Genomic DNA, 11976 nt, shown 5'->3' on the forward strand with positions numbered 1-11976 from the left:
ACCAGGTTCCCTTGCCGCTGCCGGTATTGAGGGTGATGGTGCCGGTGTAGCCGGTCACCGCCGAACCGGAGGCGTTGACCGCCGTGACCCGCAGCGGCTCAGCCAGGCAATTGATGCCGAAGCCGTCATGACTGAGGACAAAGCGGCTGGCCGAAGTCGCCGGCACCACCGTCACCCCGGCGAAATCGCTGCCGGTCTGCGCATTTCCCTTGTTGTCGGTGTACGTCAGGCTGGCGGTATTGGTGTAGGTGCCCAGCACATTGCCGCGAAAGGTGAGCGTGAGGGTGGCGCTACTGCTAGCCACAAGCGTACCGATGTTCCAGAGACCGGTTGCCGGAGTGTAGGTAGTACCGGGCGAGGCGACATGGCTGACATAGCCCAGCCCGGCAGGCAAGAGATCGTTCACCCTGACGGCAGTGACACTATTCTTGTTATCAGGATTGGCGACGGTGATGCTGAAAAAGGCGGTGCTCCCGATAGGAACCGACGAAGCGCTCACCGCCTTGAGGATGGTTGCGTTGTTGCCCGCGCAGGGGGTATAGCTGGTGCCCGAGCCGGTGCCGCCGGAAAGGTCCCAGTCTCCCTTGCCGTCGGGAAACCGCGCCACATCCTTGCTGCCCAAACTGCTTAACTGCAGATCAGTGTCATAGGCGAAAGAAGAGCAGGTCGGAACATAATGCTGCGGGATGGGCGAGGACTGGGAAAATTTAAGATAATCGATCTCGTTGCCGCTGGCATCGAACAGCACGACATTAAGCCCCGACCCTGCCGGCGAAGGCAGATTGCCGGCGACATAATAGGTCAGATAGCTCTTGCTGCCGGAGGAACAGTCCCGCAGGTTGGGGTCGTTGAGGTAAAAAGACAGCACCGGCGGACCGGGGGCATCATAAACTGCCACCCGCCAGGTGCTCCAGACCGACGGCGGAACCTGCGTGTTGTTGAGGATCATCACCTCGATAAAATTGGTATCGTTTCCGAAATAATATTCGTTGAGAGAAGCCTTGCCGCTGTATAAAATGGAACAGGCCCCCCAGGCCGGCAAGGCAGGGGCCAGCGCCAGCAGCCCCCACAACAACAATCCAAGCATCCGCTTCATGACGCTCTCCCGTTCTTGCCTATCATGGCCCGGTCACCCGGGCATCGACCCGCCGCGAGACGAAGCCCTCCAAGCCGTAGCTGCCGAGGCTGGCCCGCGATGACAGGTCATAGACGTGGTAGCTCAGCGTTCCCTCGACAATCGGCAGCGCACTCGTCGTACAACCGACCGTCACACTGAAGCCTTCGACGGTAAAGGTCGTGCTCGCCGCGCAGCCGCCAGCCGCAGCCCGAGCAATGCCCCATTCCATCCCGGCCTGCGCGGCCTGGTAGGCGCCGGCGCCCTGCAGGGCGAAGACGGGCGTACGCGACTGCACCCCGCTCAGGGTCACCATGAAGGCGCCGAGGGCCGCCAGCACCACCAGAATGAAGATGGCGTTGACCAGGGTAAATCCCCGTTGACTGTTCGCTGGATTTTTCATGGCGAGTTCACCACATGCACCTGCTGCAGCAGCTGCACCTTTTCGCTGTCTTCCTCGATGGTCAGCTTCAGCGTCACCAGCCCGGCCCGTTGGCTGGTTCCGGCCTGGTAGGAAAAATCGCAGCCGGTGACGTTGCGCGCCACCAGGTCGCCGCCGCCCAGAACCGGTGCCGGAGAAATGACATAGCCGTCGTACCGAGTCAACGTATTGGCACCGAGGTCGCAGACGTAACTGACCGGCGTGTCGACAAGAAAGAACCGCTGATAGGGGGACGGCAGGGGAAAGGCCGCCGGCGGAGCCTTCGGCAGGTATTGCAGGTAATTGACCGTGCTGGCGCCGACATCGACGGCAAAGCGGTTGTCGGCGTTGGCCAGGTAGGCGTTGCCGGTGGCGGCCTGGTCGGAGAGGTTGTAGATCACCAGCCAGCTGCCGGCCGCAGGAGACGCGTTCAGGGTGCCGAGAATATCGAAGCCGGTGTCGGCAGGATTACTGAAATCGAGGATATCGCCCGGCCCCTGGGCCCGGTAGCGGCCGCCATCGCTGGTGTGCAGCAGCTCCAGGGTTTTGCCTCCGCCGCTGATCCGCACGCTGTTGGGGAGCGCTTCGCGGATGTCCCGCTGCATCCGGCGCAGGGCCCCTTCGGCGCTATCGACCAGCTCGACCCGGCGTGAGAGCGCCACGTACCCCTCGACCGGACGGCTGATAAAAGCACCGCCCATGGCCGCGAGAATCCCGACCAGCACGATCACCGTGATCAGCTCAATCAGGGTGAAGCCGGAGCAGGATTTAATCCGTCGCAACGTCGTCATCCGCATCCTTAGTAATTCGCCCGGTAGCCGGCCAGCGTGACACTCTCGCTACCGGAACTGACCGTCACCACGGCGCGAAGCATGGCGACGCCGTTGAGGTTCGCCGGCTGCACACTGACATTCACGGTATAGGCAGACAGTTCGGGGATCGGCACATTGCCCTGGTCGCGGGCGCCGACATCGGTCAGGCCGTCATAATCATCGACATCGTCGAACAGGGCCCGCGTTGCCTCGGGTTCTCCCCCATCAGGATCGACATAAGGCTTGAGCAGGATTTCTTCAAGATAGGCTTCGGCGATGGCGACCGCCTGCTGACGGATCAGCGGGTCGGCACTTTGTGCCGTCGTGTAATTCATCACCAGCAGCACACCGGAGAGGGCGATGCTCACCACCACCATGGCGATAACCAGTTCGACCAGGGTCAGGCCGCGCTGTCCGGCATATCGGGAGAAGGATCCGGTCATGGCGTGTCCACGTACCCCGTTTCGCCAACGACGTTAAAAACGGGACCACCGGCGCTGAGCCCGGCAAAGTTGGTGGTCGCCCGGGCCGCGTTGGCCGCCCGGCCCAGAGGGGTAAAAATGATGGTCGCCGCCGTGGGAATCACGCCATTTGGCGGCGTTGCCGCGAAATTTCCCGCACCGGCCGGGTGCGGCACCGCCAGGGTGAAAGCGCTGCCGGTGTCGCAGGCGGTCCGCTGAGCCAGCGCATACCCCGTAGCCCCCAGCGTCACCCGAACATCGCAGCCGCTGGCCACCGCCAGCTTCTGGGCATAGCGGAGGGCGGAGACGGTTTCGTCGTGGTAACCGCGCTGCTGGAAAAGCTGCAGATCGAAAAGACGCGGGACAACAAAGCCCGCAAGGATGCCCATCAGGACGATGATTATCACCAGCTCGACCAGTGTAAATCCCCGAGGAAATTTTTTAGAGTGATGCTGCATGGTTCCCAAAAAATCCGGGGAGCCCTTGCTGACAGGGGCTCCCCGAATGGAAGGTTAAACTTCAAATTGGTGGTTGTACCTATTCCGCACAATTTTCAAGTCGCGTTACCAGCCCGTACCAACCTTTGCCAGCACGGCTTTGACCGGAGGAGGCCCGGCAGATTCGACAACTGTGATATTAATAGCAAATTCGGCCCCAGCACAATCCCCGGCGGTACCTTGTTCGTCGGAGCAAATCCCCAAATCAGGGGCAGTATCATCAACCTGCCAACCATCCGGAAGGCCATCCTGCAAAGCATCACCCAAAGAAGTGCCAGTTGTAATCAGCGGCAGTGCTTTATTGAGAAGGTTTCCTGAATAGTTCAGGGAAGTGGCCGCCTGGGCTGCGCCATAAACCCCATTGGCCGCTGCCTTCTTGGCATCTGTTTGCAGATCGATAAACTTGGGCACGGCCACAGCGGCCAGAATGCCAAGAACAACGATGACGACCACCAGTTCGATCAGGGTAAAACCTTTTTGATTGCTCATCTTGAATGAACCTCCCGTTGATGTTGTTGTGATTAGTTTTTAGTACGCGATATTTTTGCAATTATTGCACCACAGTTTAAGTTTTCGGCTGAAATATTTCCTCAGGCCCCTGTCCTTACCTCTCCTTTCATTTCGCCTGCTTCAGCCATGAATAGCGATTCTGAGCCGCGATCCTAACCCCCTCCGTCTGGTCGGTACCGGGCTCGTAACTGCCGTTGCCGTTCTTGTCGTCATAAACCAGCTCGATTCTGAACCGGACCCTGGGCGGATCGTTCAGTTCGGTCTGAAAATAATCCTTGTGCTTCACCCGGTACACCAGGCTCCGCTGCGCCTTATCGAAATACCAGTGCCCACCTTCGATGACGGCGAGGTCGGCCTGTTCCAGCTCCCCGAGGTAATTCTTCGGCTGCTCGCTGAGATAGTTCATGGGGTTAGTCGCCGCCATGGCGGCGATCTGCGCCACCTCGCCTTCGACAATTTTTTTGGCCACCTGCATGGCCACGGCGCTGCGCACGATCCCCAGGTTCTGCTCCATGGTCGCCCGCTCGACATCGACCAGCAGATCGAGATACTTGTCGATCGCCACCAGGAAGAGAATGGCGATGATCAGCACCACGACGACCAGCTCAAGAAAGGTGAAGCCGCGCTGATGGCGCCCGGAATTTCTTTTGCCGCGTCCGTTCATGGCCGCCCTTCTCAGCGCATCACCTGCGACAGGTTCCACATCGGCAGGAAGACCCCGAGGGCCAGCACCAGCACCATGCCGCCGATAAAAATGATCAGGATCGGCTCGATGGCGCTGGTCAGGTTTTTCAGATCGTAATCGACTTCGCGCTCGTAGAACTCGGCCACCTCGAGCATCATCTGGTCGACCGCGCCGGTCTCTTCGCCGACCGCCAGCATCTGCAGCACCAGCGGGGTGAACATGCCGGTGGTGCGGGCGCTGCGGGTGAGGGTATCGCCCCGCTCGATGCCGTTGCGCATGAGATCGAGCCGCCCTTCGACATAGACGTTGTCGACCGCCCTGGCGGTCAGGTTCAGGGCCTGCACCAACGGCACCCCGGCCGAGAAGGACATGGCGAAGGCGCGGGCGAAGCGGGTCAAGGTGGCCCGCAGCAGAATGCTGCCGACGATCGGCAGCCGCAGCTTGACCCGGTGCCAGAGCAGCCTCCCGCCGGGACTGCGGACAAACTGACGCACGCCGAGCAAGAGCAGAACCAGGCCAAGCAGCAGGTACGGCCAGTAGCTCACCGAAAACCGCGAGACACCGAGGATGATCCGGGTCGGCAGCGGCAGTTCGGCTCCGAGGCGGCTGAAGACCTTCTCGAAGGTCGGAATCACGAACAGGCTGAGCACGGCCATGGCGATACCGATCGCGATGGTGACGAAGGTCGGGTAGCGCATCGCCTGCTTGATCCGGTCGAGGGCCTCCTTCTCGCGGGTCAGGTAGATGGCGACCTGATTGAAGGTGTCATCGAGCTTGCCGGTATTTTCGCCGACCTGCACCATGCTGATCAGCAGCGTCGGAAAAATCAAAGGATGCCGGGCCAGCGCCACCGAGAGTTCGCGGCCGCTTTCGATGTCTTCACAGACCGCCTTCAGGGTCTGCGCCAAAACCGGCTTGCGGGTCGTTTCGATGAGCCCCCGCAACCCCCGCATCAGCGGCACCCCGGCCCGGGTCAGGGTATTCATCTGCCGGCAGAAAAGAATCAGGTCATCGATCTCCACCTTGCCGCGTCGACCGAAGGATCCGCGCAGCAGGGCGCCGACATTGATATCCCGGGAGACCTCGGCTATTTCCACCGGCGTCAGGTCGCTGGCCTGCAACTGCATGGCCACCGCCTCTTTGGAGGGAGCCTCAAGCAGCCCTTCGACCAGGTCGCCGCCGGCGCCGCGCGCCCGGTAACGGAAACTACCCATCGATCTATCCCTGCGTCCCGGAGACTGCCGTTAGCGCAACCTCTTCGATCTGCCCGGCGACACGAACGACCTCTTCGATGCTGGTCACCCCCTTGACGGCGTAATCCAGAGCACAGGAAGCCAGAGATTGAAACCCCTGCTGCTGACGGGCGATGTTGGCAAAGTCGGCATGGCTGTTACGGCGCAGGGCGTCGGCCAGCGGATAGTCGATCTCGAGCAGCTCGAAGACGCCGACCCGTCCGCGATAGCCGGTGTTGTTGCAGTTGGGACAACCGACCCCTTGCTTGAACCCGATCTCGCGGGCCGATTCACCGAGCATGGCAACGATCCAGCTCATCTGCTGCGGCTCGATGACCGCCTCGGTGGAACAGCCGTCACAGATGCGCCGCACCAGCCGCTGGGCCAGAATCGCCTGCAGCGAGCTGGCCACCACGTAGCCGGCCGCCCCCATGTCGAGCAGCCGCAGGGCAGTACTGACCGCATCGTTGGTGTGCAGGGTCGAAAGAACCATGTGACCGGTCATGGCGGCGCGCATGCCGATTTCTGCGGTTTCCTGGTCGCGCATTTCGCCGACCATGATGATGTCGGGGTCCTGACGCAGGGCGGCGCGCAATACGCCGGCAAAAGTCAGGTTGATCTTGTGCTGTACCTGCACCTGGTTGATCCGCGGCAGCCGGTATTCTACCGGGTCTTCGACGGTGATGATCTTTTTTTCTTCATCGTTAAGCTCATTGAGCGCCGCATACAGACTGGTGGTCTTGCCGCTGCCGGTAGGGCCGGTGACCAGCACCATGCCGTGAGGACGCTTGATCAGCCTCCGGAATCGCGTGAGGATCGCTTCGGGCATGCCGGTCTGGGCCAGCCGCAAAAGCCCGCCTGACTGGTCAAGCAGTCGCATGACCACCGCCTCGCCGAACTGCAGCGGCATGGTCGCCACGCGCACGTCGATGCTGCGATTGCGGACCTTGATGTTGAAGCGACCGTCCTGCGGCATGCGCCGTTCGGAAATGTCGAGTCCGCTCATCAGCTTGAGCCTTGAGACCAGGGCGGCGGCGATGCGTTTTTCTTTCATCACGTGTTCATGCAGCACACCGTCGACCCGCTGGCGGATGCGCAGAACCTGCTCGTCCGGCTCGATGTGGATGTCCGAAGCCCCGACCTGCACCGCATCTTCGAAGAGCGAACGCAGCAGGCGCACCACCGGGGCATCTTCGAGCTGGCTTTCAGGCAGCAACTCGGCCAGGTTGACATCCCCCAGCGAAAGCTCCTCGCCCAGCTCTTCGGCGATATTGACGATTTCGTCGGTGCGCCGGTAAACGGTGTCGATCGCCCGCAGCAGGTCGGACTCGCGCACCACGGCGAGCATGATCGGCCGCTTGAGAATCTTGACCAGTTCATCGTAGGCGAAGATATCGGTGGGATCGGCCATTCCCACCAGCGGCTCCCCGCCCCAGTTGGAAAGAACAATGGCCCGGTAGCGGCGGGCGTAGGTTTCAGGGAGCAGGCGGACAATGTTGGCGTCGTACTGGTAATGCTTGAGATCGACGAAGGAAATATGCAGCTGCTCGGCAAGAAATTCGAGAAATCGCTTCGAACTCAGGAAACCCATCTCGATCAGGGTGTTGCCGAGCTTGTGTCCGGTCTTCTTCTGGGCCGCCAGCGCCGTCTCGAGCTGCTGCTCGGTGATGATGCCGTTCTGGACCAGAAGGTCGCCGATGCGGATTTTCTTGCGCGTCAGATTCATGAAAACCTGTTCGTCGTCAGGGTGTCAGTTGTTCAGGGCGGCCAACCGCTGGCGGACGTACTGAACCAGTTCGGGGCGCAGATCCCGGGTCGCCAGCGCCTGCCGGTAGACGGCGCTGGCCTCCGCCCGCTGGCCCTCACTCTCGAGCGCGATGCCGAGCCCCATCCACCAGGTGCCTGCTTCAGGAAAATGCTCGACCATGCGCCGGTAGGTTCCGGCGGCATCGGCATATTGTCCCAGACGCTGCTGGGCCGCGGCGATCAGGGCGTAGTATTCGGGATCCTCATTCAGTGCCGGTCGTGGGGCCGGCAGGAGAACCGAACAGGCTTCACCAAAGGCACCCCGGTCGATCAGCAGCCGGGCATACCCCTTGCGAAAGGGGACATGATCGCCGGCACGTCTGACCCCTTCAGCGTAAATGTCCTCAACCTCGCTGACCCGCCCCTGTTCCAGCAGCAGCGCAGCCAGAGACTCGCGGGTGGGACGATGGTCCGGGTCAAGAGCCAGGGACTGCCGCAACCCGGCCTCGCCCCCCGGCAACTGCTGCGCCCCCGAATCCTGCGGTTCCTGGCGAACCGGCTGTTGTCCCCCCGGTTGCAGCGCTCGCGGCTGAGCGTTCCCGGTCAGCCCCCCGACCGGCGCAGCGCCGCGAGACGCTTCACCGAACGATTTAGAGGCGTAGGAGGGGGCGTCCGCCAACGGCAAGGGGGTCTGCGGGTAGAGATCAACCATCAACTGCGCCCCGCCGCTGATGAGGGCGGGCCGCCAAGACTGGCGCGAGTTGCAGGGAGCCGCCAGATGCAGCAGCAGCTCGGTGGCGTCTTGCACTTCGCGCACCTCGATGCTACGGACCCCGCCCCCAGCGGGGACACCTGTCAGGGTGCCGACGAAACGGGTCTGCGGCAAGCGGAGCACCAGACGGTCCGCCTCGCTGCGGATCTCCACCCCGCCCTCCGGTCGCCGGTCGAAATCGGCGACCAGTCGAGGCTGGTCGGTGCGCCCGACTACCCGCACCCGCTTCAGCCGGGCCGCATCGACCGGAAGCGCTTTGGGCACCGGAACCACCTTGGCCACCGGAACCGGCAATGGTTCGGATACGGCCGCTACGGCCGCCGATTCAGGCAGGGCCTCGAAGGCCCCGCTCCCGACCGACGGCTCAACCGGCACTGGCTCGGAAACGTCTGCCGAAACGCGCTCCGGCATGAACTGCGCAAGCTCCTCCCCGTTAACGGGCGGCGCAGGCGCGACATCAATGACCGGGACTGGGGCCAGCGCCGTGGCAGCAGCAGGCTCCCTGGCATCGACCATGGGGGCAGGCGCAACCGGGGCGCGCAACAGGGCGATACCGGCCCAGAGCAACGCACCGACGGCCAACGCACCGATGCAAAGGCTGGCGACCAACCTGAGCGTCTGCTTTCTCCTGCCGACAACAGGGGACGCCACCCCCGATGGCAAGCCACGAACAGGGAGAGCATGGTCGTCAACCTTGCGGCGCGCCTCAATATCCTTGAGCATCTGATTGATAAGGCTCATCCGGCCATTCCCTTCAAGAAAAACCCGGCCAGAACAGCCAGACCCAGCGTAGCCAGAGCCCCGCCGGCCAGCAGCCAACCGCGCTTAGGACAGACAGCATCCTCGGTATCGGCAATGGCCACCTGCAGATGCTTCGCCTCGATACGCCGGCCCCCCTGCCCGTAAGCCGCCATCAGCGCCTTATGGCAGAGGATGTTGACCAGCCGGGGAATGCCGCAGCTCCCATGTCTCAGCAACTTCATTGCCGCCGGAGACAACGGCGCCCCCCCCTGATGACCGGCAACCAGCATCCGGTGCGCCACGTAATCACGGATACCCTCATCATTGAGGGGAGGAAGACGATAGCTGAAGACGATGCGCTGCCGCAGCTGGCGCAGGCAATCCTGTCGCAGGCGCACATCGAGTTCGGGCTGGGCGAAAAGCACGATCTGCAGCAGCTTGGATTTTTCCGTTTCCAGGTTGCTCAGCAGGCGCAGCGCTTCGAGGCTCTTTTCGGCCATCGCCTGCACTTCATCGATGCACAGCACCACCCGGTGTCCCGCGGCGCAAAGCTGGATAAGGTGACTATTGAGCGCGCTCAGGAGCATGTTGGCGGTGGCCCGGGTCGACACGTCGAGCCCGAGTTCGGAGGCAACAGCCCGGTAGATCTCCACCGGCCCGAGCAGCGGGTTGGGCAGATACGCCGTCAGGTATGGAGCCTCGAGCTGATCAAGCAGCTTGCGGCAGAGCAAAGTCTTGCCGGTGCCGACCTCGCCGATGATCTTGATGAACCCCTCGCCACCGTCAATCGCCACCTGCAGCACCTCGAGAGCCTCTCGATGGCCGGTGGCATTGAAATAGAAGCTGGTGTCCGGAGTCAGCGTGAACGGGGGTTCGCGCAATCCGAAATGCTCAAGGTAAATCAAGAATAATCCTCAACGATGGCCAGCCTCACTGGTTTGCCTTCCTTCTTCCTGAACCTACCAGCTTCGCCCGATATCGCCGCCGAGACCGCGGAAACGGCTGCGGGCGCCGTCAAGTTCCTGCCCCCAGACCGCGCCGTTGTTGACCACCAGCGGCCGCACCAGGATCACCAGCTCGCTCTTGCGGGAAACCGCCTGATTGTGGGAAAAGAGCGCGCCGAGATAGGGGATGCGGCCGAGCAGCGGCACCGCGGCCTTGTGCGAAGAGGTCTGGTTTTTCATCAGCCCGCCGATCACCACCACCTGGCCGCTCTGGGCGCTGATGATGCTGTCCGACTCGCGCACACTGGAAAAAGCCAGCGGCAACTGCTGCTGCTGGTTGGCAATGGTGACGGTCTTCTGCTGGTCGGTCACCTCGCTGACCGTCGGGTGGATATGCAGGGTGACCCGGCCGCCGGCGTCGATCTGCGGCGTCACGTCGAGGGCGATGCCGGAAAAGAACGGGGTCAGGGTGATATCCGGAGTGGTCGTGGTGGTGGTCCCGGTCACCGTGGTGCTGGAAATATCGGTGACGAAAAACTCGTCGGTGCCGACCTTGATCACCGCCTTCTGGTTATTCACCGTCGAAATACGCGGACTGGAGAGGACCTGAACATTTCCCTGCGCCTCGAGCAGCTCGATGAAGGCGGCGAAATTGTTTAAATCGAGCGCAGCGGAGAAGACCCCGCCGAAAGCCGAGGTCGCCGTCCCCTCGACCAGGGACTGGGATGACGAGCCGGGGTTAAGCAGGCCGGTGTTGCCGGCGATCTCGGAAAGTCCGCTGCCGCCGAAGATAGTGCCGCCACCGGTCTGGCCGAGCACGACCGACCCATTCGATTGAGACTTGCCGATCGCCGCCCAGTTGATCCCCGACTGGAAGCCGTCACTGAGCTCGACCTCGAGAATCTTGGCTTCGAGGATCACCTGCCGCTGCAGGTTCGCCTGAATTGTGTCCAAAAACATTTCCACTTCACGCAATTCATCGGGCATGGCCCGTACGATCACCACGCTGGACTGCGGCTGCACCACCACCCGGCGACCATTTTCGCTGCCGATAATGGTCCTCAGCGCGTAATCAAGCTCGGTCCAGAGATCCGCTCGCGTCTCCGTGGTAATCTGACTTACGCTGAGCGTTTCACGCCCCGATCTGACATCAGAGTTAATGTCACCCTCTGTGCCTTGTGAAGTGGATCCGGATGACATTGATGCCTGCGCCGAAAGAGCATTCGGGTCGGTTGCCGAGACCTGGCCCGAACCGACATTCATTTTCGAACTGCCCAGGCGGACAAGGTTGAGATAGTTCACCTGGTAAATACGCGTCTGCATGCCGGCCGGCCGAATTTCGAAGGTATTGCCGATGCGCCGGTAATCGTAGCCGTACATGCTGTGCACCACTTCGACCACCTCGGCGACGCTGGTGTTCTTCAGGGACAGCGATATTTCGCCGGTCAGCTCGGGATGCACCACCATATTGTAGGCGGTGCCGGCCACCAGTCCGGCGAAGAACTCGCGGGCCGGGGTGCGGCTGGCCTCGACGTCGAAACGCGGCTCGCCCGGAACGGCCGCGGTGGCCACCGGCATTGCCCTCGGCGACAACAGCGCCGCGGCCACCTCTGGCGGCAATTCCGGCGCCCGGGCAGGGGCCTGGGCACCCTGCTGCAAGGCGGCGTCCATGCTGGTCCCGGTGGACGTCCCACGGGTAACCGGCATGCAGGCGGAAAGAACTGTCAGCATGACCAGCAGCAAGGCTGCCAAGTGTCGATTTGCACCCATATGTGTCATTTTTCCCCAGGTTCCCCACCGGCGCTGGTCGCCGGTTTTTTGATCTGCCTGTTCGGCAGATGAATGGTTATGTCCTGTTGTCCTGTTCTCAGGCGAACTGTCGCGGATTCAATCCGCACCACCCTGGCGCCGTCAACCACATCCCCTTGCTGCACAGCCCGGCCGTTGATCGACGCCACCCGGCGCTGCGGTGACACCAGGATCGAACTGACCTTCCAGCTGCCTGCGGCTGCAACCGCTGCGGCGCTGGCCGGCAGACTCC

The 11976-nt window shown here is 62.2% G+C and carries 12 protein-coding genes and 1 pseudogene; all 13 read right to left on the reverse strand.

The features are described from left to right. Positions 1–1096, reverse strand: a 1096-nt coding sequence (locus ABYV89_RS09530) for a DUF11 domain-containing protein (RefSeq protein ID WP_432822721.1), incomplete at its 3' end; no start/stop codon positions are given. A gap of 22 nt (positions 1097–1118) precedes the next feature. After that, positions 1119–1517 (reverse strand): pilus assembly protein MshP, encoded by a 399-nt coding sequence (locus ABYV89_RS09535; protein WP_432822722.1) that lies wholly within the window; start codon positions 1515–1517, stop codon positions 1119–1121. After that, positions 1514–2326 (reverse strand): type II secretion system protein, encoded by an 813-nt coding sequence (locus ABYV89_RS09540; RefSeq protein WP_432822723.1) that lies wholly within the window; start codon positions 2324–2326, stop codon positions 1514–1516. The genes ABYV89_RS09535 and ABYV89_RS09540 overlap by 4 nt, the downstream gene beginning before the upstream one ends. Positions 2327–2334: 8 nt before the next feature. Continuing rightward, entirely contained in the window at positions 2335–2790 is a 456-nt protein-coding gene (locus tag ABYV89_RS09545; protein WP_432822724.1) for a type IV pilus modification PilV family protein, read from the reverse strand. Then, complete coding sequence (locus ABYV89_RS09550) at positions 2787–3266, reverse strand: pilus assembly FimT family protein (protein WP_432822725.1); 480 nt, start codon at positions 3264–3266, stop codon at positions 2787–2789. Before ABYV89_RS09550 ends, ABYV89_RS09545 begins: the two co-directional genes overlap by 4 nt. A 105-nt stretch (positions 3267–3371) precedes the next feature. Beyond that, a complete protein-coding gene (locus tag ABYV89_RS09555; RefSeq protein ID WP_432822726.1) occupies positions 3372–3794 on the reverse strand; it encodes a prepilin-type N-terminal cleavage/methylation domain-containing protein in 423 nt (140 codons plus the stop codon). A gap of 127 nt (positions 3795–3921) precedes the next feature. Further along, positions 3922–4479 carry a type II secretion system protein gene (locus tag ABYV89_RS09560; protein WP_432822727.1) on the reverse strand — a complete coding sequence of 186 codons (558 nt, stop codon included), beginning with the start codon at positions 4477–4479 and terminating at the stop codon, positions 3922–3924. Positions 4480–4490: 11 nt separating this feature from the next. Beyond that, a complete protein-coding gene (locus ABYV89_RS09565) occupies positions 4491–5714 on the reverse strand; it encodes a type II secretion system F family protein (protein ID WP_432822728.1) in 1224 nt (407 codons plus the stop codon). Positions 5715–5718: 4 nt separating this feature from the next. After that, complete coding sequence (locus ABYV89_RS09570) at positions 5719–7458, reverse strand: GspE/PulE family protein (RefSeq protein ID WP_432822729.1); 1740 nt, start codon at positions 7456–7458, stop codon at positions 5719–5721. Positions 7459–7482: 24 nt separating this feature from the next. Then, a complete protein-coding gene (locus ABYV89_RS09575; RefSeq protein ID WP_432822730.1) occupies positions 7483–8991 on the reverse strand; it encodes a tetratricopeptide repeat protein in 1509 nt (502 codons plus the stop codon). Then, positions 8988–9893 carry an ExeA family protein gene (locus ABYV89_RS09580; protein ID WP_432822732.1) on the reverse strand — a complete coding sequence of 302 codons (906 nt, stop codon included), beginning with the start codon at positions 9891–9893 and terminating at the stop codon, positions 8988–8990. Before ABYV89_RS09580 ends, ABYV89_RS09575 begins: the two co-directional genes overlap by 4 nt. 57 nt (positions 9894–9950) lie before the next feature. Next, on the reverse strand, positions 9951–11705 hold the full coding sequence (mshL, locus tag ABYV89_RS09585) for a pilus (MSHA type) biogenesis protein MshL (protein ID WP_432822731.1): 1755 nt from the start codon (positions 11703–11705) through the stop codon (positions 9951–9953). Between the two features lie 5 nt (positions 11706–11710). Then, positions 11711–11976: pseudogene (locus ABYV89_RS09590) on the reverse strand (hypothetical protein); the annotation flags it as partial.

Origin of the sequence: Trichloromonas sp. (assembly GCF_041583255.1) — a bacterium.
GTDB lineage: Bacteria > Desulfobacterota > Desulfuromonadia > Desulfuromonadales > Trichloromonadaceae > Trichloromonas.

Bases quoted from the DNA above. Each gene is read 5' to 3' on its own strand.
- ABYV89_RS09535 (WP_432822722.1), bottom strand. From the start codon at position 1,517: ATGAAAAATCCAGCGAACAGTCAACGGGGATTTACCCTGGTCAACGCC.
- ABYV89_RS09540 (WP_432822723.1), bottom strand. From the start codon at position 2,326: ATGACGACGTTGCGACGGATTAAATCCTGCTCCGGCTTCACCCTGATT.
- ABYV89_RS09545 (WP_432822724.1), bottom strand. From the start codon at position 2,790: ATGACCGGATCCTTCTCCCGATATGCCGGACAGCGCGGCCTGACCCTG.
- ABYV89_RS09550 (WP_432822725.1), bottom strand. From the start codon at position 3,266: ATGCAGCATCACTCTAAAAAATTTCCTCGGGGATTTACACTGGTCGAG.
- ABYV89_RS09555 (WP_432822726.1), bottom strand. From the start codon at position 3,794: ATGAGCAATCAAAAAGGTTTTACCCTGATCGAACTGGTGGTCGTCATC.
- ABYV89_RS09560 (WP_432822727.1), bottom strand. From the start codon at position 4,479: ATGAACGGACGCGGCAAAAGAAATTCCGGGCGCCATCAGCGCGGCTTC.
- ABYV89_RS09565 (WP_432822728.1), bottom strand. From the start codon at position 5,714: ATGGGTAGTTTCCGTTACCGGGCGCGCGGCGCCGGCGGCGACCTGGTC.
- ABYV89_RS09570 (WP_432822729.1), bottom strand. From the start codon at position 7,458: ATGAATCTGACGCGCAAGAAAATCCGCATCGGCGACCTTCTGGTCCAG.
- ABYV89_RS09575 (WP_432822730.1), bottom strand. From the start codon at position 8,991: ATGAGCCTTATCAATCAGATGCTCAAGGATATTGAGGCGCGCCGCAAG.
- mshL (WP_432822731.1), bottom strand. From the start codon at position 11,705: ATGGGTGCAAATCGACACTTGGCAGCCTTGCTGCTGGTCATGCTGACA.